This window comes from Rhizobium sp. Root1212 (genome assembly GCF_001424985.1).
GTDB lineage: Bacteria > Pseudomonadota > Alphaproteobacteria > Rhizobiales > Rhizobiaceae > Pararhizobium.
In genome coordinates, this window is record NZ_LMDA01000001.1 from 493,055 (window position 1) to 513,363 (window position 20,309).

17 protein-coding genes and 1 riboswitch are annotated in these 20,309 nt (G+C 62.9%); of the genes, 9 read left to right on the forward strand and 8 right to left on the reverse strand.

Translation table 11 applies throughout. The features are described 5' to 3' along the window. Positions 1-193: 193 nt before the first annotated feature. Together ASC86_RS02425 and ASC86_RS02430 are read left to right on the forward strand one after the other, a co-directional pair. A complete protein-coding gene (locus ASC86_RS02425; protein ID WP_056315489.1) occupies positions 194-979 on the forward strand; it encodes a TlyA family RNA methyltransferase in 786 nt (261 codons plus the stop codon). Beyond that, positions 976-2,226 (forward strand): class I SAM-dependent RNA methyltransferase, encoded by a 1,251-nt coding sequence (locus ASC86_RS02430; protein WP_056315491.1) that lies wholly within the window; start codon positions 976-978, stop codon positions 2,224-2,226. The genes ASC86_RS02425 and ASC86_RS02430 overlap by 4 nt, the downstream gene beginning before the upstream one ends. 216 nt (positions 2,227-2,442) lie before the next feature. On the opposite strand, the gene ASC86_RS02435 is transcribed toward ASC86_RS02430, so the two are convergent. The 3 genes from ASC86_RS02435 to ASC86_RS02445 all read right to left on the reverse strand — a co-directional run bounded on the left by ASC86_RS02435 (position 2,443) and on the right by ASC86_RS02445 (position 7,437). Beyond that, the gene (locus tag ASC86_RS02435; RefSeq protein WP_056315493.1) at positions 2,443-4,548 is read right to left on the reverse strand and encodes a methyl-accepting chemotaxis protein; all 2,106 of its coding nucleotides are present in this window, start codon (positions 4,546-4,548) and stop codon (positions 2,443-2,445) included. A gap of 345 nt (positions 4,549-4,893) precedes the next feature. After that, a complete protein-coding gene (locus ASC86_RS02440; RefSeq protein ID WP_056315496.1) occupies positions 4,894-5,646 on the reverse strand; it encodes a crotonase/enoyl-CoA hydratase family protein in 753 nt (250 codons plus the stop codon). A 9-nt stretch (positions 5,647-5,655) separates the two neighbouring features. Continuing rightward, on the reverse strand, positions 5,656-7,437 hold the full coding sequence (locus ASC86_RS02445) for an acyl-CoA dehydrogenase (RefSeq protein WP_056315498.1): 1,782 nt from the start codon (positions 7,435-7,437) through the stop codon (positions 5,656-5,658). A gap of 366 nt (positions 7,438-7,803) precedes the next feature. Between ASC86_RS02445 and ASC86_RS02450 the strand changes: the two genes are divergently transcribed. Beyond that, positions 7,804-8,799, forward strand: coding sequence for a transporter (locus tag ASC86_RS02450; protein ID WP_056315500.1), 996 nt, complete (start codon positions 7,804-7,806; stop codon positions 8,797-8,799). A gap of 54 nt (positions 8,800-8,853) precedes the next feature. Here the strand turns inward: ASC86_RS02450 and ASC86_RS02455 are convergent, their stop codons facing one another. After that, positions 8,854-9,309: a BA14K family protein gene (locus ASC86_RS02455; protein ID WP_056315502.1), complete on the reverse strand. Its 456-nt coding sequence runs from the start codon at positions 9,307-9,309 to the stop codon at positions 8,854-8,856. A 156-nt stretch (positions 9,310-9,465) separates the two neighbouring features. Here ASC86_RS02455 and ASC86_RS02460 point away from each other — a divergent pair, with 156 nt between their 5' ends. Further along, positions 9,466-10,455: a GH25 family lysozyme gene (locus ASC86_RS02460; protein WP_056315503.1), complete on the forward strand. Its 990-nt coding sequence runs from the start codon at positions 9,466-9,468 to the stop codon at positions 10,453-10,455. A gap of 180 nt (positions 10,456-10,635) precedes the next feature. After that, entirely contained in the window at positions 10,636-12,309 is a 1,674-nt protein-coding gene (locus ASC86_RS25525) for a calcium-binding protein (RefSeq protein ID WP_056315506.1), read from the forward strand. Between the two features lie 3 nt (positions 12,310-12,312). Here the strand turns inward: ASC86_RS25525 and ASC86_RS02470 are convergent, their stop codons facing one another. From ASC86_RS02470 to ASC86_RS02485, 4 genes are all read right to left on the reverse strand, one after another. After that, positions 12,313-12,630: a type II toxin-antitoxin system RelE/ParE family toxin gene (locus tag ASC86_RS02470; RefSeq protein WP_056315508.1), complete on the reverse strand. Its 318-nt coding sequence runs from the start codon at positions 12,628-12,630 to the stop codon at positions 12,313-12,315. After that, entirely contained in the window at positions 12,627-12,887 is a 261-nt protein-coding gene (locus tag ASC86_RS02475; protein ID WP_056315510.1) for a ribbon-helix-helix protein, CopG family, read from the reverse strand. Before ASC86_RS02475 ends, ASC86_RS02470 begins: the two co-directional genes overlap by 4 nt. Positions 12,888-12,987: 100 nt before the next feature. Continuing rightward, positions 12,988-14,085, reverse strand: a complete 1,098-nt coding sequence (locus ASC86_RS02480) for a hybrid-cluster NAD(P)-dependent oxidoreductase (protein WP_056315512.1) — start codon at positions 14,083-14,085, stop codon at positions 12,988-12,990. Position 14,086: 1 nt separating this feature from the next. After that, positions 14,087-15,331 (reverse strand): aromatic ring-hydroxylating dioxygenase subunit alpha, encoded by a 1,245-nt coding sequence (locus ASC86_RS02485; protein WP_056315514.1) that lies wholly within the window; start codon positions 15,329-15,331, stop codon positions 14,087-14,089. A 118-nt stretch (positions 15,332-15,449) separates the two neighbouring features. Further along, a riboswitch (cobalamin riboswitch) is annotated at positions 15,450-15,648 on the reverse strand. A 330-nt stretch (positions 15,649-15,978) separates the two neighbouring features. Here ASC86_RS02485 and ASC86_RS02490 point away from each other — a divergent pair. The 4 genes from ASC86_RS02490 to ASC86_RS02505 all read left to right on the forward strand — a co-directional run bounded on the left by ASC86_RS02490 (position 15,979) and on the right by ASC86_RS02505 (position 20,295). Next, positions 15,979-16,584 (forward strand): DUF6656 family protein, encoded by a 606-nt coding sequence (locus ASC86_RS02490; RefSeq protein WP_056315515.1) that lies wholly within the window; start codon positions 15,979-15,981, stop codon positions 16,582-16,584. A 70-nt stretch (positions 16,585-16,654) separates the two neighbouring features. After that, positions 16,655-17,641: an L-threonylcarbamoyladenylate synthase gene (locus tag ASC86_RS02495; protein ID WP_056315517.1), complete on the forward strand. Its 987-nt coding sequence runs from the start codon at positions 16,655-16,657 to the stop codon at positions 17,639-17,641. Positions 17,642-17,867: 226 nt separating this feature from the next. Beyond that, positions 17,868-19,298, forward strand: coding sequence for an FAD-binding oxidoreductase (locus ASC86_RS02500; protein WP_056315519.1), 1,431 nt, complete (start codon positions 17,868-17,870; stop codon positions 19,296-19,298). Positions 19,299-19,479: 181 nt separating this feature from the next. Continuing rightward, complete coding sequence (locus ASC86_RS02505; RefSeq protein WP_056315522.1) at positions 19,480-20,295, forward strand: MipA/OmpV family protein; 816 nt, start codon at positions 19,480-19,482, stop codon at positions 20,293-20,295. Positions 20,296-20,309: the final 14 nt, after the last annotated feature.

Genomic DNA, 20,309 nt, shown 5'->3' on the forward strand with positions numbered 1-20,309 from the left:
GCTTGCTGTTGTTGTCCCACCACGCAGTCACGCCTAAGTGCTTAAGGCAAAATCGTTACTCTTCCCGCCGATCCGGTCGGTAGAATTTTAGCAATCGGCATTTTTCCCGGCATGGCTCATGTTCTCGCGCCAATATTTTGCCCCGCTGGGCCAAAAGCCTTGCCATCCTTGGGCCGACAGGTCATGACGGGCCATGTCGAACAGCTCCAAAATCTCCCTTCGCCTCGATCAGCTGCTGCTCAATCGGGGCCTCGTCGCCAGCCGCTCGCGCGCCCGCGACGCCATCCAGCGCGGCACCGTGACCGTCGACGGCAAGCTCGTCACCAAGGCAAGCGCCAATATCGCCGAAGACGCCAAAATCGAAATCGACGATCCGGTGCAGGCCTATGTCTCGCGCGCGGCGCTGAAGCTGAAGGCGGGGCTTGAGCATTTCAAGCTTTCGCCCGAAGGCTGCGACTGTCTCGATATCGGCGCTTCCACCGGCGGCTTTACCGAAATCCTTCTTCACAATGGCGCAAACCATGTGATCGCCGTCGATGTCGGCCATGGCCAGTTGCATCCGCGCCTTGAGGGCGACGAGCGCGTCACCAATATCGAGGGACTGAATGCGCGCGTTCTGGACGAGGATTATCTGGAAGACCGCGCGATTTCCTTCGTGGTTTCGGATGTCTCGTTCATCTCGCTGAAGCTCGCCCTGCCACCGGCGCTCGATCTCGCCGAGACGGGCGCGCATTGCGTGCTCTTGGTCAAGCCGCAATTCGAGGCGGGACGCGAGGCGATCAGCAAGGCGGGGCTTCTGAAGGACCCCTCCACCGCGCCGGCCGTTGCAGCGGAGCTTGAACGCTGGCTTGTCGAGGATATGGGCTGGGAAAGCCTCGGCCTCATCCCCTCGCCGATCGCCGGCGGCGACGGCAACGAGGAATTTCTGCTCGCCGGGCGCAAGCCGCTGGACGAAGAAGACGGCGAGGACGAGGCATGAGTTCGGAAACCCTGACCATCGAAAAGCTCGGCCTTTCCGGCGACGGCGTGGCGCGCGGACCCTTCGGTCCCGTCTATGTCTCCTTCACGCTGCCGGGCGAGACGGCGGCGCTTGCCGTCAACAAGACCCATGGCACCGTCATGTCGATGAGCGAGATTTCGCCGGAGCGGGTTGCGCCGAAGTGTCGGCATTTCGGGCCGGACGGCGTCAACGGCACCTGCGGCGGCTGTTCGCTGCAGCATGCGAGCGACGCGCTCTATCACGATTTCAAGCGGCAGATCGTCATCGATGCGCTGAAATCCAAGGCGCTTGCCGCCGAGGTCGCGCCGCTGGTACTTGCCCATCCCGGCGAACGCCGCCGCGTCGTGTTCACCGCGCGGCGCACGGAAAAGGAGCTGCTGCTCGGCTTCAACACGCCGGAAAGCCATCACATCGTTTCGATTTCAGAATGTCCCATCGCAAGCCCCGGCATCGTGTCGCGGCTTGCCATCATCCGGACGGTTGCCGAAGCGCTGGCCACTAATGCCGAGCCGTTCCGGCTCACCGTTCTGGAGACGCAGACCGGGCTCGATCTTGCGGCCGAAGGCATCAAGAAGTTCGATGATGCCAGACGCCGCAAGGTGGTGGAAACCGTGCTTTCGGTGCGCGGCGTAGCGCGGGTGTCCGTCGATGGCGAAATCCTCGTCGAGCCGATCAAGCCGCTGATCGATTTCGGCGGCGTGCAGGTCTCGCCGCCACCGGGCGGTTTTACCCAGGCAACGAAGCCGGGCGAAGATGCCATGGCCGATCTCGTCATCCGCCATGTCGGCAAGGCAAAGCGGGTGGCCGATCTGTTTTCCGGCTCCGGCACGTTTTCGCTACGGCTTGCCCGCCTGGCCCGCGTTCATGCGGTGGAAGGCGAGGACAAGGCCCTGAAGGCACTGGATTTCGCCGCCCGCAACACGCAGGGGCTGAAGCCGGTGACGATCGAGAAGCGCGACCTCTTCCGCCGGCCGCTGATGGCCTCGGAACTCAAGGTCTATGACGCCATCGTCTTCGACCCGCCGCGGGCGGGGGCGGAAGCGCAGTGCCGCGAAATCGCGCGCTCGGGCGTGAAGAAGATCGCCGCCGTTTCCTGCAATCCGCAGACGCTGGTGCGCGACCTGCGCATCCTTGTCGATGCTGGTTATAGGATTACATCGGTGACGCCGATCGACCAGTTTCTGTGGTCGAGCCATGTGGAAGTGGTGGCGACGCTGGAGAAGTGAAACGCAACAATAATTGTGCGGAGATGGAAACCCCTCCCCAACCCTCCCCACAAGGGGGAGGGAGTCTATGGAGCAAGCTTTGGCTTCAGAGTCCCGCCAACCTCGGTAAGCCCCCTCCCACTTGTGGGGAGGGTTGGGGAGGGGTTTCATTCCAGCCCCAAACGCAAAAAGGCCCGGACGAACCGGGCCTTTCGTATTTGGGCATGTCGCTTCCGCTTATGCAGCCCGGCGGGCATGGCCCGGCTGGCGCTGCGCAACCTGCCCCGTGTCGCCGAGCTTGAACTGGGAGAGCAGCGCGTTGAGGGCGGCTGCTTCCTGGGCGAGGCCGTGGCTGGCGGCGGTTTGTTCCTCGACCATGGCGGCGTTCTGCTGGGTGCCCTGGTCCATGGTGTTGACCGCCGTGTTGATCTCCTGCAGGCCGGTCGACTGTTCGCGGGTGGCGGTGACGATCGCGTTGATGTGGGTGTTGATCTCCTGCACCTCCGCGACGATCACTTCGAGCGCCTTGCCGGTTTCGCCGACCAAAGCGACGCCGGAGCGGACCTGCTCGCCGGAAGCGGTGATCAGCGTCTTGATCTCCTTGGCGGCATTGGCAGAACGCTGGGCGAGTTCACGGACTTCCTGTGCCACGACGGCAAAGCCCTTGCCGGCTTCCCCGGCCCGCGCGGCTTCGACACCGGCGTTGAGCGCAAGCAGGTTAGTCTGGAAGGCGATGTCGTCGATCACGCCGATGATGTTGGAGATTTCGCCGGACGATTTTTCGATACCCTGCATGGCGTTGACCGCATCGCGGACGACCATGCCGGACTTTTCCGCACCGGTGCGGGTGCGGGAGACGAGCGCGCCGACTTCCTCGGCGCGGTGGGCCGAATCCTTGACCGTCGTGGTGATCTCTTCCAGCGCAGCGGCGGTTTCCTCGACGGAGGCTGCCTGCTGTTCGGTGCGGCGGGCGAGATCGTCGGCAGCCTGGCGGATTTCGTGGGCGCCGGCATCGATAGCACGGGCATTGTCGCCAACGGTCGCCATGGCATCGTGCAGCTTGGCGACCGAGCCGTTGAAATCTGCGCGCAGGCGGTCGAGATGGGCGACGAACGGGGTGTTGATCCGGTAGCCGAGATCGCCTTCCGCCAGACGGCCAAGGCCGGCAGCGAGCGCATCGACGGCGTGCTGGATATCGGCCGTTTCACGTGCCTTCTGGGCTTCGCGCTCGCGGCGCTCCTTCTCCGACAGGGTGCGGCCCTGTTCGGCTTCTCCTTCGAGGCGGGTGCGCTCGATGGCGTTGTCGCGGAAGACGGCGACGGCGGCCGCCATGTGGCCGATCTCGTCCTTGCGGTCCGCATCCGGGATCTGCTCGGAAACGTCGCCGCGGGCGAGTCTGGTCATCACGTCCGTCATACGCACGACGGGGCGGACGACGAGACTGGACAGAAGCATCCCGAGCACGCCGACCATGACGATGACGCCGACGATGGTGCCGATGGAGGCGGCGACGCGGAATTCGCCGATGCTGGCATAGGCGAGATCGCGATCGACGACGAGGCAGAGCATCCAGTTGCCGACCGGCAGGCCTTTTACCGGCAGGAAGCTGACGAGAACCGGCTTGCCGTTGAGCTGGGTTTCGAGGAGGCCCTTGCCGTCGACGGCCGGGGTCTCGGCCGGGAACACGTCGGCGAGCGACTTGGAAACCAGCTTGCCATCGGGATGAACCAGAACCGTGCCGGCGCTGTTGACGAGGAAGGCTGAGCCGATGCCGCCGAGATCGACGTCGCCGATCATGCCGAGCAGGCCCTGCAGCGGGAAGTCCGTGCCGGTGACGCCGACCAGCTTGCCGTCGCGCTTGACCGGAACGGCGGCGCTGATCACCAGTTCGTTGGTGGAGGCGTCGTTATAGGGGTCGGTCAGCAACGGGCCGTCGAGCTTGACGGCATCCTTGTACCAACCGCGCTTGCGCGGATCGAAGCCTGCCGGCATTTCGCCGGGCGGCAGGCGTGTGAAGCTGCCGTTGTTCTCGTCGCCGAAATAGACCATCGCGAATTCGCGCGTCATCAGCGGCGTATTGAAGCCCTTCAGGATATCTTCCGGAGTGGCCGACTTGCCCGCCACGTCGGCGGCGAATTCGGTCAGCATCACGCGGGCATTCAGCCAGTTGGCAATGCTCTCGGCGGCCTGTTTGCCGGAGGAGGAAAGGTTGTCCTCGACGGCCTTGGTGGCGACGGCGCGCTGGAGACTGTCGATATAGGTCGAGAAACCGGCAAAGGCGGCGACGACGACGAGCGACGCGGCGATCAGGATGCGCGTCATGAGATTGGAACTGCGGAGCAAGGCGGGCCTTCCTTATGCGTTACGAGCGAGTGGGCTCGGAGCTTGAGGGTGGGCGGAAATTTTCCGGGGAATGGCGGGACATGCCGCAAAGGGCGCAAACGCCCGCATCATGCGGACGGCATCAATGGCCGCAGGGTAAGCGAACGTACTTAAGGTCGCGTTAAATTTGATCCGGCTCACACGACCGGAGCGCGAGGCGGCAGGGCGGATCGAGGGCGTGCGCGGGTGGTGGGAAAGGTCCCTCCCCAACTCTCCGCACAAGGGGCGGAAGTTTAAACGCCGAGGCCAAAACCCGCTCCGCAGGCTCCCTCCCGCTTGTGGGGAGGTGTCTTTTTCAGAACACCATCACCGCCGCAAAAAGGCCTCAAAGGCGGCCTTTGCCTCGGCGCTCTTCAGCTGACTGGCGAAATGCACCGCCTCTTCGTCGATGCGGGCAAGCACATCGGCGCGGTCGCCCCTGAGCAGGCGTCTTGCGATGGCGAGTGCTTCCGGCGGCTTAGAGGCGAGCCGGGCGGCGAGCGCCAGTGTCTCGCTTTCAACGGATTCGGGCGCGACGATCTTGCGGATGAGGCCGGCGGCGAGCGCTTCCTCGGCGGAAAACGCATCACCCAGCGCCAGCAGTGCGAAAGCCCGCTGGTGCCCCATGATGCGGGGTGCGAGCAGGCTGGAGGCGGCTTCCGGAACCAGCGCCAGATCGACGAAGGGCGTGCGGAACATGCTACGAGCGGAGGCAATGGTCTGGTCGCAATGCAGGTGGATGGTCGTGCCGACGCCGATCGCAAGGCCATCCACGCCGGAAACGACGGGCTTGTCGATGCCAGCCAGCGCCTTCAGGAAATCGACGACGTCGCGGCCCATCGCACCGCCCATGGCAACGGCGATGAAATCGTTCATGTCGTTACCGGCGGAGAAGCAGCCTTCGGTGCCGAGGAAGGCGACCACCTTTACCGCCGGATCGACTGATGCCGCCTTCAGGGCATCGGCCATCTTGCGATACATGGCGCTGGTGATGGCGTTCTTCTTGGCCGGGCGGTTGAAGCGGATGACCTCGACGCCGGGAAAGGCTTCGGGGCGTTCGATAAGCACGTCGTCGGTCATGATAGGTCCTTAGCCAAGGGCGATGCGGGCGGCGGCGAGACTTTCGGCGCCGTAGACGATGCTCTGCTTCAGCGCCGCCGTCTCGCCGATCAGGTTTTCGGCGGCGAATCGGCAGAGCGCGATGCGGGCCGGCTGCTGACCGTCGCCGGCATCGGCAAGCGCGCCCTTGGCAAGATAGATACCGGTGAGCGTCAGGCCGAACAGGCGCTGGTAGGCGGTGGCGCCGGCAAGCGCGGCCGCGGTTTCGCCGGCGGCGAGGCGTTCGAGCAACCAGACGGTGGCGGTTTCGAGATCGCGCAGCGAGGCGTTCAGCCGGTCCTTGGTCTCGCCGAAGCCATCGAGATTGGAGGCGCCGACACTGCCGGCGATCTTGGCCAACTCGACGATGAAGCCGCGCACATGGTCGCCATTGCCGATCGGCAGCTTGCGGGTCACGAGGTCGATGGCCTGAATGCCGTTGGTGCCCTCGTAGATCGGTGCAATGCGGGCGTCGCGCAGCAGGCGGGCGGCGCCGGTTTCCTCGATGAAGCCCATGCCGCCATGCACCTGCACGCCCATGGAGGCGACATCGACGCCGGCATCGGTGCCGAAGGATTTTGCAATCGGAGTGAGCAGGCTGGAGCGGTCGGCCCAGAAACGCGCAGCGTCGCCCTCCAGATGATGCGCCTTGTCGACAGCGTGGGCGCAGCTATAGGCGATGGCGCGGGCGCCTTGGGTCAGCGCCTTCATGGTGAGCAGCGTGCGGGCGATATCGGGATGATCGATGATCGGGCTCATGCCCTTGCCCTGATAGCCCGGCGCTTTGCCTTGCGTGCGCTCACGGGCATAGGCAATCGCCTTCTGGGTGGCGGCTTCGGCCATGGCGACACCCTGCACACCGACGGCAAGCCGGGCATTGTTCATCATCGTGAACATGCAGTTGAGGCCACGGTTTTCCTCGCCGATCAGGTAGCCGATGGCGCCCTTCTCCGCGCCGAAACGGCCGTCGCCATAGATCATGGTGCAGGTGGGGGAGGCATGGATGCCGAGCTTGTGTTCCAGCGCGTGGCAGAAGAGATCGTTGCGTTCGCCGAGCGAACCGTCCTCATTGACGAGGAATTTCGGCACGAGGAAGAGCGAGATCCCGCGCGTACCTTCCGGCGCGTCGTTGAGACGGGCGAGCACGAGATGGACGATATTGTCGGTGAAATCGTGATCGCCCCAGGTGATGAAGATTTTCTGGCCGAAGATGCGGTAGCTGCCGTCGTCGCGGCGTTCGGCGCGGGCCTTCAGCACGCCGAGATCGGAGCCGGCATGGGGCTCCGTCAGGTTCATCGTGCCGGTCCACTCGCCGGAGATCATCTTTTCGAGATAGGTGGCCTTGAGATCGGACGAGCCGTGCTTTTCCAGAGCTTCGATGGCGCCCATGGTCAGCATCGGGCCGAGCGCGAAGGCCATGGCGCCGGCATTCCACATTTCCATGGCGGCGATGTGCAGCATGTGGGGAAGCCCCTGTCCGCCATATTCGGCATCCGCCGTCAGGCTGTTCCAGCCGCCGGCCGCCCAGTTGCGATAGAGGTCGCGCCAGCCGTCCGGGGTCTTCACCTCGCCATCGACGAGCTTCGAGCCCTGGCTATCGCCGATGGCGGCGAGCGGGGCGACTTCATCGCTGGCGAAGCGGCCGGCCTCGGTGACGACGGCATCGACGATATCGTCGCTGAGATCGCCCAAGTCACCTTCCGCCAGCCCGGCGTCGAGGCCGGCGACATGCTTCAGCGTGAAAAGAATATCCTCGACCGGCGCCTTGTACATTGTCGTCTCCTCCTGCCCTCGTCCATGATAGCCTCGCCCGTGGCAACAGGCGATGTCTCCGTGCGGGGAAATTATTGATTTTTACGTAAACGTCAATACAGGGCGTGGGTCCTGCCCCGTATCGTTCCCTCTCCCCGTCTGCGGGGAGAGGGTTAGGGTGAGGGGCTAGACCCTCATCCCGGAGAACGTTGAGGCTGCTGCCCCTCATCCGCCCTTCGGGCACCTTCTCCCCGCAGGCGGGGAGAAGGGAAACCGAGCCAGACGATGGCCGTCCCATCGGCCTTCCGTAACAAAACTGTCATGAAAGCCGCATAAGCCTCTGCGGGGGCGCGCTTGCGTGCCGCCATCCGTCAGGGAAAGAACCGCATGAACCTGCTGTCGCGTGAGATTCCGGGGCTTGTCTGGGCCTATCGTTTCGTCCCCGGCGAACCGCGCTGCAGCCGCATCGCCATCGATTCTTCGCTGGAAAGCCTGAAGGGAAACGGCGAAGGCTGGGTGTGGGTGCATCTGGCGCTGAGCGACGCCCGCACGCCGGGGCTGATCGAAACCCTCTTCGACCTGCCGCCCGAAGTCATCGCCACGCTGACCAGCCACGATACGCAGGCGGCCGTCGCCGTCACCGACGATATCGTGCATGGCACGCTGGTCGATTTCGAGCGCACCTTCGATGCCGAGACCAAGACCATCGGCTGGCTGCATTTCGCCGTCAGCGACCGCTTCGTCATCACCACGCGCCTGCATCCGCTGCGCAGCATCGACCGGGTGAAGGCGAGCGTGGAAAAGAGCGTGCGCTGCGCCCGGCCGATCGATCTTTTCGAGATGATGGTCGTCGAATTCCAGCGCACCCTGATCAGTCTCGTGCTGGAACTGACGGAAGAGCTGAACATCATCGAGGACGATGTTTATGGCGAGGGAGGGCACAACAGCCAGCCGCGGCTTGCACCCTTGCGGCGGACGGCAGTACGGCTGCACCGGCATCTGCGCACCCTACTGGCGCTGCTCCGGCGCGTCGGCACATCCGAGGAAGACGAGGTGCCGCCCGGCTTTCTCGATGCGGCGGAGCGGCTTTCGGACCGGCTGGAAGCGGTCGATCGCGACGTGTTTGCGCTGCAGGAACGGGCGCGGCTGCTGCATGAAGAGATCGACAGCAAGCTCTCCTCGGAGACCAACCGGCATCTCTACATCCTGTCGCTGATGACCGCCTTCCTCCTGCCGCCTACGCTCGTCACCGGCTTCTTCGGCATGAACACCGGCGGGCTGCCGCTGGCGGAAGGCCTTCATGGAACGCTGGTGGCGGGCCTGTTCATCGTCATGTCGATGGCCTTTGCCTGGATGATCCTGAAGCGGATCGGCATTCTCTAAGGCATAAAAAAGGGCCGGAGAAACTCCGGCCCAGTTCGTGCTGAGAGACTGTTATCAGTAGGGCGATACGCAGCGGCGACGCGGGCCGTAGTTCGGCTGGAACGTGTCGTCGTAGGCGCGGTACGACCGATAGCGGTTTGCGCACCACTGGACGTGGGAGTTGCCGTAGCTCGGAACCGGGCGCGGCTGGGCGATCGCGCCGCCGATGATGGCGCCGGTCGCAAAGGCTGCAAGCGGGAACCAGTAGCCGTTATATTCGCGGTAGCCCGGACGGTAGTAATTGTAGCCGCGATGGCCGTTGTAATAATAACGGCTGCCGTCGCGATAGTAGCCGCGCCGTTGATAGTCGCGCCTCTCATAATCGCGGCGATACTGGACGTCCTGCACATCCGCCGGCCGCTCCGCCCTCGTCGGGATCGGGATATTGGTCAGCGCCTGCGAGGGCACGACCGAGGATATCAGAAATACGGCCGACAGCGCGGCGGGGATGATCTTGTTCAGGCGAAGCATGGTCGGGTCTCCACGGGTTCAATCGTTGATCTTATTGCCTGTAAAAACGACCGGGCTTTGTTTTTGTTCCATTTCCTCGCCGGCCGCTCGCCTCGCGAAAAATCGTGATGCGCTAATTTACGCTTCGTTAACTATGATCCGCGCAGGCTGGGCGACATGGGAAAGCGCAGCAAACCGATTGTTTCCGGGCTTTTCGGCCTTGTCGCCTTCGCGGCCGGTTTTGGCGCGAGCAACGTCGAGGCACGGGATATCGCGCCCTGGAAATCGGTCACAAATGCGATCGTGATCGATGCCTATGAGATGAACATCATCGACTGGGATGCGATGGCGACCGACAAGCGCATCGCCGGCTTCATCTCCAAGGCCTCCGACGGCTTGCCTGAAAGCTTTTCCTGCAGCGGCGACCACAATGGCGATACCGTTAACCACTGCCGGACCATGTGGCGCAAATATGCCGTCAGCCGCGAGCTTTACCAGACGCGGCGGATGCTGGCCCGGTCCCGCGGGCTGCTGTGGGGGGCCTATCACCTCGCCCGGCCCGGCAACCCCATCGATCAGGCCAACCACTTCCTCGACTATGCCACGCCCCGCGACGACGAGCTGATGGTGCTCGACATCGAGGGCATCGACCCGGACAATTTCATGTCGCTGGAGGATGCCGGCATCTTTGCCGGCCATATCAAGACGCGCACCGGCCGCTATCCGATGCTCTACACCAACCATTCGACTGCAAAATTCATCGCCGAGCATCGTGGCCAATATCCCATCCTCTCGCGGCTGCCGCTGTGGTATGCGCGCTACAAACCGGGCATCCGCGATGTCTTTCCGATGGGAAACTGGGACAGTTATGCGCTCTGGCAATTTTCCGCGGCCGTCAACTGCGGCAAGCGGCGCTGCCCTTACCGTGTCGCCGGCACGCTCGACGATATCGACGTCAATGTCGCGGCCATGTCTCCCGCCGCGCTGAAGCAGGTATGGGCGAAGGGGGAGCTTCTGCCGGAAAAGCCGCTGCCCAAGCTCCTGCTGGTCGCATCCGGCAAGGCCAGTTCGTCCTCGGGAGGCGGCATCGGGGTCGATCTGATGCTGACGGCATCGATCAGGATCGCCGATAATATCCTGGATAGCTCTCGCCGCCGCAACGAATGACGCCCGCATCCCCAGTTTTAGGGATACTGCCGTGCGGCGCCGGTGCTTGTCTTTCCGCCGCGACGCAAGCATATGTTTACCACGGTGCGCGAATGCCGCGGCCGGCGGACGGGTTTTTCGCCGCTTTCCCGCAGGATGGTCTAAGGATTTCCCTGAAAGACCACTGCACATGATGAGCAGATGACGACCAAGATTGTAATCACCAGCAACCGCACGACGCCCGTATCCGTGCCATTGTCGAACAGCGAGCTGATCGTCAATCAGAACGTTTCCGTCTCCACGCCCGGCACCGCGCTGATCGCGACCGGCACGGCGACGAACCGCAATTTCTACATCAACGGCAATCTTCTCTCGGCTTCCGATTATGCCGTTCAGTTCGGCGCGACCTCCGTCGCCGACAGCAACAGCCTGTTCGTGGTCGGCAAGACCGGCAAGATCGACGGCCAGGCCTATGGCATGAATATCCTCAGCGGCGGCCTGGAACTCGTCAATCACGGCACCATCCAGGCGGTGAAGACGGCGCTTTCCGTCAGCGGTGCCGCGACCAAGGTCGTCAATAACGGCCTGCTCGTCTCCTCGACCGGCACGGCCATCATTGCCAGCGGCAAGAGCGAGATGGTCATCAACAACGGTACCACCAAGGCGGCGGCCAATGCCGTCGTGCTTTCCGGTGCCTCCGCCAATTTCACTAACAATGGCGAAACCAGTTCCAGCAAGGCGAGCGCCCTCGTGTCTTCCGGCCTCTCGGCGATCCTGACCAACAACGGCACGCTGAAATCCGTGACCGATACGATCGTTTCGTCCGGCGCCAAGGCCACAATCACCGACAACGGGCTGATCACCTCATCCAAGGGTTCGGCCATCATCGCCAAGGGCGCGTCGGCAATCGTCACCAACAATGGCGGCACGATCAATGCAGTGAAAGATGCGGTGGTGCTGACCGGTGACGGCGGCAAGGTCACCAACAACGGCCTCATCACCTCGGCGGCCTATGGCATTTCCGTCGATGCCGACAATGCCATCATCACCAACAACAAAACGATCAAGGCGGCCGGCGGCGTCACCATCGACGGCAGCAATGCGGCGCTGACCAATACCGGCACGATAACCGCCACCAAGGCCGGCATCGCCGCCATCGATTTTTCCGGCACGGCATCGTCGCAGTTCAAGAATGGCGGATTGGTCGAAAGCACCGGCATCGCCTTCCTCGGCGGCGACGGGGTGCAGAAGGTCATCAATTCCGGCACGATCAAGGGCTCTGTCTACCTCGGCGGCGGCAACGACTATTTCGAGGGTCTCATCGGCAAGGTGACCGGCAGCATCCATGGCGGCAAGGGCAACGACACCTACGTCATCAGCAGCACCGCGACCAAGCTGGTCGAAAAGGCCGGCGAAGGCACCGATCTCGTCAAGTCCAGCGCAACCTATACGCTGCAGGACAATTTCGAGAACTTGACGCTGACCGGCAGCGGCAACAGCAACGCCACCGGCAACAGCCTCGCCAACCAGATCCACGGCAACAGCGGCAAGAACATTATCAATGGCGCCGCCGGCAACGACACGCTTTGGGGCCATGGCGGCGCCGATACCCTGATCGGCGGCGCAGGCGCCGACACCTTCGTCTTCGCCAAAGGCGACGGCAAGGACACGATCAAGGATTTCGCTGCGACCGGCGCAAGCCACGACATCCTCGACCTGACCGGCCTTGCCAGCATCACCGACTTCAACGACCTCGTGAAGAACCACATGAAGCAGGTCGGAAGCCACGTGCAGATCAACGGCCTGAACGGGGACGTGATCGTTCTGGAGAACGTCAAGATCGGCCATCTCGACGCGGGCGATTTTCTGTTCTGAGGCTCAGTCGCTTTCGTAGTCGAAATCGTCATCAACAGGTATTGATGGCGGTCGTTCGCGGCCGTGACGAATGGCAAAGATGCGAATGCTGCTGTCGAGCATCTCGTAGTCAACGAGGTAAGCGCCCATGACCAGACGCAGCACGCCCCGCACGGGTAGTTCTTCGGTCACATGACCTGCCAATGGAAACCGCCCAAGCATGTCGCGCAGCCGCTTCAGGTCGTTTGCGAACTGCTGCGCGGCTCGCGGATTGCGGGCGCGAAGATAGGCAGCTTCGGTTTTCACATAGTCTCGCGCGGACGGAGACAGGGTAACCTTCAAGCGGCAGCACCCTTGATGATCGCGTCCACTTCGGCAATGACATCGTCGAAGTTATGCCCCTCGCCAGCATCCAGCGCTTTGCGCGCCTCGGCAATCTCGATGATCTCGCGACCTTCCGCCGCCAGATAGGATTTGAGCGCACGGACGATGACCCAGCTTCGGCTGCGGTCGCAGATGCCGGCAACCTCCTCGATTTCCGCCAGCACATCCAGCGGCAGCCGCAGCGTGATGGGGTCTGATAATTCCCGTCCTGACATCGCTTTTACCTCCGTTTGTAATACAGGATAGCAAACATCAGCGGGTATTCAAAGCCACCGCCTTCCCTTGAAAGCAGTGGCTTTTCCTGATCGGGACGGCTCAAGCCTCGATCTGCACATCGCCGATCGGGCGGGAACAGCAGGCGAGGATGTAGCCTTCCTCGATCTCGTCATCGAGGATGCCGCCATTGTGGTTCATCTCGACTTCGCCGGAAATCTTCATCACCCGGCAGGTGCCGCAGATGCCGCCTTCGCAGGCCGCACCGATACGCACACCGTTGGCGCGGGCCGTCTGCAGGATGGTCTTGCCCGGCTGGCATTTCGCTTCCTTGCCGGCCATGGTGAAGGTGATGGTGGAGACGGCGTTGGCATCCGCTTCGCCCGCCCCGGCCCGGATGGCAAGTTCCTCCTCGGCGGGGGCCGCAGCAGGCTGGAAGCTTTCCTCGTGATGGCGCGCCATGTCGAAGCCGATGCTTTCGAGCATGGATTTCACGCCCTTCATGAAGGGTTCCGGCCCGCAGCAGAAGACCGTGCGGTCGCGGAAATCGGGGGCCAGAAGAGCGAGCTTCGAGGTCTCGATGCGGCCGCGCAGGCCATGCCAGCCATGCCGCGGCGCGTGGGTCTCGACGATGAAGCCGAGATTGAGGTTCGGCATGTTGCGCGAGATGGTTTCAAGCTCGTCACGGAACAGGAGATCATCCGGCTGGCGGGCGCAGGAGAGGAAGGTCACGTTCGTCTGCGGCGCGCAATCGGCCATCCAGCGGGTCATCGACATCATCGGGGTGATGCCGGAGCCGGCGGAGATGAACAGGTATTTCTCGCCCGGATGACGGACGAAGGAGAAATCGCCGAGCGGGCCGAAAGCCCGGAGCTTCATGCCGGGCTTGAGGTTTTCGAACATCCAGCGGGTGCCGATGCTGTTTGCCTGCGCCTTCACCGTCACCGCGACCGAAAAGGGCCGCGATGGGGTCGAGGACAGGGTGTAGGTGCGCATGACCGGGTCTTCCGCCGTCACCGGCAATTCCAGCGTGACGAACTGGCCCGGCAGGTAGCGGAACCAGGCATCCTTCTCGGACTTGAAGGTGAAAGTCATGACATCGGGCGCCTCGACGGTCGCGGCGATGCACTCCAGCAGTTGCTGGCGGTCGTTGAAGGGCTGCAACTCGTCGAAATGGCGGAAGGAGGAGGCGATCGTCATCTTATGCGACCTTGAACAGAGGGGCAGTCCGGCCGTTCAGGCGGTCGGTCATGAAGTTGACGTACCATTCGACGAACTGCATGACGCCGCCCTCGTGTTCCGGCGAATAGGGGCCGGGCTGATAAGCGGGCGAGCGGATGCCGAAGGCATTTTCCTCGACGATCTGGCGGTCCTGATCGTTGGTTTCGGTCCAGACGTGGGTAAGTTCGTCGAGGGTGTAGTCGACGCCTTCGACCGCATCCTTGTGCACCAGCCACTTGGTCGTGACCTGCGTCAACTCCGGCCCGAGCGGCAGGACGCGGAAGGTGATGGCGTGATCGGCCAGCACGTGGTTCCAGGTCGAGGGATAGTGGAACATCAGGAGCGTGCCGATATTCGCCTGATTGACATCGTCGGAGAGCTGGCGCTTGACCGCGCGCTTGCCGGACATGGTGTAGCTTTCGGCATCGTCAACCAGCGGCATGCGGGCGATGCGGAACTGGCCGGAACGGTCCATCTTGAACTCGCTCGGCAGGCCCTGAGCCTCGCATTGCGCCCAGTGCTCAGCAATCACCGGATCGTCCTTGGCGCCCTGCACGCCGGTCGCGGTCGGCGCTTCCGGATAAGTACGGCACAGTTCGGGATGGTTGGCGGCGCAGTGATAGCACTCGCGGTTGTTTTCCCAGACGAGCTTCCAGTTGCCTTTCTCGATAATGGTGCTCTCGAAGGCGACCTTGGTGTCCTTCAGGTTATGGGGCGCGAGGTAACCCGTCACCAGATCGCGCATCGGCTGGAAATCCATCGGCTCGTCGGCGAGGCAGATGAAGATGTAGCCACCGACGGTTTCGCAGGCGATGGGCTTCAGGCTGTGGGCTGCCTTGTCGAAATCCTCTCCCATCTGGCGGGCAAACAGCAGCGAGCCGTCCAGTTCATAGGTCCATTGGTGATAGGGACAGACAAGCTTGGCGGACGATCCCTTCTGGCCGGCGCAGACGCGCGAGCCGCGGTGGCGGCAGGAATTGTGCAGCGCGCGGACCGTGCCTTTCCGGTCGCGGGTGATGACGACCGGATAATCGCCGACCTGCACGGTGAAATAATTGCCGGCCTTCGGCACTTCGCAATCATGGCCGATGAACAGCCAGTCCTTGTACCAGATCTGCTCCAGATCGAGCTTGTAGAGGTCCGGGTCGGTGTAGAAGGCCTGCTCGAGGCTGTGGCCGTCGCGCCGGGTCTTGAGCTTGCGGAGGACTTCGCTGCTGATATCCATGGGTCTTTCCTTGTTCGCCACATCGTTTGCAGTTTTGGCGGAAAGGAAAGGAACCGTCGTCGCGCCGGGAGAGCACGCGGTGTCAGGTTTCGCATTCCGGTTGCCCGCCGCAACCAAGACATCAATTTCATCCCAGGGCTGGTTTCCGGGCTCAGGAGCTGTCTTTTCGGACTGCCTCGACGCCTTCCCGGATTGCTCCAGTGGCCTTTTGCCGAGGGTTCGCTCCACCACCGTTGCGGGGGCAGCGCCGGATTTCGACCGGCTTCCCAATTCTCCACCCTCCCTATAAAGGCGGCACCTTGAGTGTCTTCATTTAAGCGGAGAGCAGCGTGTCGCATCTGTCAATCCGCGACAGCCGGTTCCAGAATGACGACACGGAACGGAATTCGTGACGATGAAATTTATCCATTGGAAACAATGTGATGATGAAATTTTCGGCAGGCGATGATTTTTCGGGCGCGCTGGCCGGAACGCGCGGCGCCGATGTCTCATTGCGACATCGCGAAGTCTTCCGGAAACCGCCATCGCGCAAGCTTCGCAACACCGTCGGCGGCTAGAAGGAAGGAGGCGTTAACCGCGCCATAGTAGATTTTTCTCATGGAAGACCGGCAGCGACGGCTGTCGCAGCAGGCAAACGGGTACGGGTCATGCCAGATCTGCGTTATTTCGATAAATCCATCGTCCAGCCGGAAGCTCCTGCCGGCAAGCTGGCCGTGCATACCGAATTCCTGCGGACCGGCCGCATCAAGCGCCGCGACGACACCGGTCATCCCGCCGAAAAGCGCTACCTCACCCACAAGGACGTGGCCGCGCGCACCGGCCGCAAGCTCGAAGCCGCCGGCACCCAGGCGCATGAGCGCATCAACAATTTCCACGCCTCGATCCGGTTTCCGAAGATCATCTTCCACAAGACGCTCGCTGGCCGCCCGCATCTCGGCTATTGCCACGTGACTTCGGCAAAGACCAAGTTCGCCGAATTCGACGATGTGCGCTGGTCGTTCTACATCGCCAATTTCTTCGCCGACGTCGACGAGAAGGACCTGCTCTTCAAGAACATCAGCCTCGGCTATTCGCGCATGTATTTCGCCGTCGCCATGGAAAAGGATGCGGACGAAGGCAAGCTGATCGTCGATCGCAAGATCCGCGAAGACGGGCTGCTGTTCCGCACCCGCGACCCGAAGGCGGCGCTGAAGAACGTGCTGATGCTCGGCGCCGTCAACGAGCCACTGCGCAAAATCATCCGCAGCCTCTGATTTTTTCATCCTTTGCGGATGCCGCCTGTTGTTCTAAGAAGCCGTCAGCAGACGCACTGAAGGCAAGGACATGGCTGAGATCATCGACACCCGAACCGACCCGGAAGCGGCGCTTTTGCGCGCCGCGGAGGTTCTGTCGCAGGGTTTTCCGGTCGCCATTCCGACCGAAACCGTCTATGGGCTCGCCGCCGACGCCACCAATCCCGACGCCATCAGCCGCATTTACGAGATGAAGGGGCGGCCGCGGTTCAATCCGCTGATCTGCCATGTCAGCGATATCGCCATGGCGGAGGAATACGTTACCTTCGATCCGCTGTCGCAGCGGCTGGCGGAGGCCTTCTGGCCGGGGCCGCTGACGCTGATCCTCCCGCTGAAAGAAAATGCCAAGGTGCATGCGCTGGCATCCGCCGGGCTCGACACGCTTGGGGTACGGATGCCCGAAGGGTTTTCGCGAAAGGTCATTGCTCGCTTCGGCCGGCCGCTGGCGGCGCCGAGCGCCAACACCTCCGGCAAGATCAGCCCGACGACGGCCGATCACGTGGAGGCTGATCTCGGCGGGAAACTTCGACTCATTCTCGACGCCGGGCCGGCGGAAATTGGGCTGGAATCGACCATTCTGAAAGTGGAAGGCGAGCGGATACGGCTGCTGCGGCCCGGCGGGCTCGATGTCGCTGACGTCGAGAGACTGACGGGGATTTACGTGGAGCGGCCGACGACGGCTGGAGCCGCGATCGAGGCGCCGGGCATGATGGCGTCGCATTATGCGCCGGGGGCGCGGGTGCGGCTCGGGGCGACGCGCGTGGAAGCCGGCGAGGCATTGATCCGGTTTGGCGGGGAAAAGATTGCGGGCGAGGAAGAGGCGGTTGTCGTGCTCGATCTCAGCCCTGACGGAAATCTGCGCGAGGCGGCGGCGCATCTGTTTGATTACATGAAGCAGGCGGATGCCTCGGGCGCTGCGACGATTGCGTTCGGGGTTATTCCGAACGAGGGTTTGGGCGAGGCTATTCGCGACCGGATCGAGCGCGCTGCTGCGCCGCGGGATGGGGAAATGACCTAATGGAACCGGCCGCAGGAAAAGCTTGGTCCGAACGCGCCGCGGCTTACCCCCCTCTGTCAGCGATGCTGACATCTCCCCCTCAAGGGGGGAGATCATTCTTTTCCCTTATACTCTTCGACGCGATATGCCCCCAATCTCCCCCCTTGAGGGGGAGATGTCACGCAGTGACAGAGGGGGGTAAGCCGCAGCACGTGAAGAAGCGGCCCCGCCAAAGGAGCGTCCTCCCATGACCATGCCGTCCCCAGAACTCATCGCCAGCTTCGCCGATATCGTTGGCCCGGCCAATGCCCTGACCGCACCCGCGGATATCGCGCCCTATCTTGTGGAATCGCGCGGGCTCTACAAGGGAACGACGCCGCTGGTGCTGAAGCCCGGCAGCGTCGCAGAAGTGTCCGCAATCATGAAGCTTGCCAGCGCGACCGGCACGCCGATCGTGCCACAGGGGGGCAATACCGGGCATGTGGCGGGACAAATCCCGCGCACCGGGCAAAACGATGTCGTGCTCTCGCTGCAACGGTTGAACCGCATCCGCGATATCGATCCGGTCGGCAATGTCATCGTTGCCGATGCCGGCTGCGTCCTTGCCGATATCCAGAAGGCGGCGGAAGCGCATGACCGGCTTTTTCCGCTGTCGCTCGGCTCGGAAGGTTCCTGCCGGATCGGCGGCAATCTTTCCACCAATGCCGGGGGAACGGCGGTGCTTGCCTATGGCAACATGCGCCAGCTCTGCCTTGGCCTTGAAGTGGTGCTGCCGACCGGCGAGGTCTGGGACGGGCTGCGTCGGCTGAAAAAGGACAATACCGGCTACGACCTGCGCGACCTTTTTATCGGCGCGGAAGGCACGCTGGGCGTGATCACCGGCGCAGTGCTGAAGCTTTTCCCGCGACCGCGCGGCCATCAGGTGGCCTTTGCCGGGCTGAAGAGCGTTGCCGATGCGCTTACGCTGTTCGACCGGGCATCGAGCCTCGCGGGTCAGGCGCTGACCGGTTTCGAACTGATGCCGCGGCTCGGCGTCGAGTTTACGTCAAAACATATTCCGGGCGTGCGCGATCCTCTGCCGACCCCTCATGCCTGGTACGCGCTGATCGATATCTCGACGTCGGATTCCGCCGAAAGCGCCACGCGCATGATGGAGGCGCTGCTGGAAGGCGCGCTTGCCGATGGGCTGGTCGAAAATGCCGTGATCGCCGCGAACGAGACGCAGGCCAAGGCGCTCTGGCATATGCGTGAAAGTATGTCGCCGGCGCAGAAGCCGGAGGGCGGCTCGATCAAGCATGATGTTTCCGTGCCGGTTTCCAGCATTCCGGCCTTCATGGCCGAGGCTGATGCCGCCGTGATGAAGGCCATTCCCGGCGCCCGCATCTGCTCCTTCGGCCATATGGGCGACGGCAACATCCACTACAACATCTCCCAGCCGGTCGGGGCCGACAAGGAGGCTTTCCTGGGCCGCTGGCGCGAGATGAACGCCATAGTTCACGGCATCGTGCTCAGATACAACGGCTCGATTTCCGCCGAGCACGGCATCGGCCAGTTGAAGCGGGATGAACTGGCCGAGGTGCGCACGCCGATCGAGATCGACCTGATGCAGCGCATCAAGCACGCCTTCGATCCCGCAGGCATCATGAACCCGGACAAGGTGCTCAAGATCGAAAGGTAGGAGGTGTGGCGAAGGCCCCTCCCCAACCGCCAGCCATCGTGGAAAAGAAAGACTGAACGCGGCTGGTTAACGGGATGCTAGGAAAACCTGCCCTATAGGAGGCGATCGGTTCAGTTTTGCGTTGCCGTGCTCCGGCCGCCGGGTTTTCCCCGGCGGTCGGGAAAGCGGTCATGTCCGGAGTATGCTTTTGTCCCGCCAGCATTTTTTCAAGTTTGCCCTTTCAGCATTCCTCATTTCCGCTCCCGCCGCGATGGCGCAGGAGGCCGGTCATTTCTGGTCCGGCGACTGGTATCTCAAAGTCGGCGCGACCGGCTTTCTCGGCCCGAAATATGACGGCTCCTCCAAGCGCCTGTTCCAGGCGGCGCCACTGATCTCGCTCGGCAAATCCGGCAGCAGCGTGCGCTTCTCCTCGCGCAACGACAATCCGTCCTTCGCCTTCGTCGATACCGGTGCCTTCCGGGCCGGCGTTGCCGGCAAGCTGATCTTCGACCGCGACGGGGATACCTCCAGCGACCTGAAGGGTCTTTCGCCGGTCAAGTTCGGCGGCGAGCTTGGCGGTTTCGCCGAAGTCTATCCGACCGACTGGCTGCGCCTGCGCGCCGAAGTACGCCAGGGCATCCGCAGCCATCACGGCGTCGTCGCCGATGTCGCGGCCGATGGTTTCGTCGACGTCACCGACAATATCCGCGTATCCGCCGGCCCGCGCCTTTCGGCCGCGACCAGCGACTATTTCGAGGCCTATTACGGCGTCAACGGCGCGGAAGCCGCCGCCTCGGGCCTTTCCGAATACAAGCCCTCCGGCGGCCTGAATTCGGTCGGCGTCGGCACCGCCATCACCTGGCAGGCGACCGACAAGCTCGATACCAGCGCCTTTGCCGAATATAAGCGGCTGAAGGGACCGGCGGCCGATTCCAGCCTCGTCAAGGAACGCGGCAGCCGCAACCAGTTCATGGTCGGCCTGTCCGCCACCTATCGTTTCGATTTCTCGCTGGATTGAGGCGCTTGACCCTG

What these genes read in the sequence shown, in the direction of transcription:
- ASC86_RS02460 (WP_056315503.1), top strand. Translation starts at nt 9,466, where the DNA reads ATGGGAAAGCGCAGCAAACCGATTGTTTCCGGGCTTTTCGGCCTTGTC.
- ASC86_RS02485 (WP_056315514.1), bottom strand. Translation starts at nt 15,331, where the DNA reads ATGGATATCAGCAGCGAAGTCCTCCGCAAGCTCAAGACCCGGCGCGAC.
- ASC86_RS02455 (WP_056315502.1), bottom strand. Translation starts at nt 9,309, where the DNA reads ATGCTTCGCCTGAACAAGATCATCCCCGCCGCGCTGTCGGCCGTATTT.
- ASC86_RS02495 (WP_056315517.1), top strand. Translation starts at nt 16,655, where the DNA reads ATGGCTGAGATCATCGACACCCGAACCGACCCGGAAGCGGCGCTTTTG.
- ASC86_RS02430 (WP_056315491.1), top strand. Translation starts at nt 976, where the DNA reads ATGAGTTCGGAAACCCTGACCATCGAAAAGCTCGGCCTTTCCGGCGAC.
- ASC86_RS02445 (WP_056315498.1), bottom strand. Translation starts at nt 7,437, where the DNA reads ATGTACAAGGCGCCGGTCGAGGATATTCTTTTCACGCTGAAGCATGTC.
- ASC86_RS02425 (WP_056315489.1), top strand. Translation starts at nt 194, where the DNA reads ATGTCGAACAGCTCCAAAATCTCCCTTCGCCTCGATCAGCTGCTGCTC.
- ASC86_RS02500 (WP_056315519.1), top strand. Translation starts at nt 17,868, where the DNA reads ATGACCATGCCGTCCCCAGAACTCATCGCCAGCTTCGCCGATATCGTT.
- ASC86_RS02450 (WP_056315500.1), top strand. Translation starts at nt 7,804, where the DNA reads ATGAACCTGCTGTCGCGTGAGATTCCGGGGCTTGTCTGGGCCTATCGT.
- ASC86_RS02505 (WP_056315522.1), top strand. Translation starts at nt 19,480, where the DNA reads ATGCTTTTGTCCCGCCAGCATTTTTTCAAGTTTGCCCTTTCAGCATTC.
- ASC86_RS02480 (WP_056315512.1), bottom strand. Translation starts at nt 14,085, where the DNA reads ATGACGATCGCCTCCTCCTTCCGCCATTTCGACGAGTTGCAGCCCTTC.
- ASC86_RS25525 (WP_056315506.1), top strand. Translation starts at nt 10,636, where the DNA reads ATGACGACCAAGATTGTAATCACCAGCAACCGCACGACGCCCGTATCC.
- ASC86_RS02440 (WP_056315496.1), bottom strand. Translation starts at nt 5,646, where the DNA reads ATGACCGACGACGTGCTTATCGAACGCCCCGAAGCCTTTCCCGGCGTC.
- ASC86_RS02490 (WP_056315515.1), top strand. Translation starts at nt 15,979, where the DNA reads ATGCCAGATCTGCGTTATTTCGATAAATCCATCGTCCAGCCGGAAGCT.
- ASC86_RS02475 (WP_056315510.1), bottom strand. Translation starts at nt 12,887, where the DNA reads ATGTCAGGACGGGAATTATCAGACCCCATCACGCTGCGGCTGCCGCTG.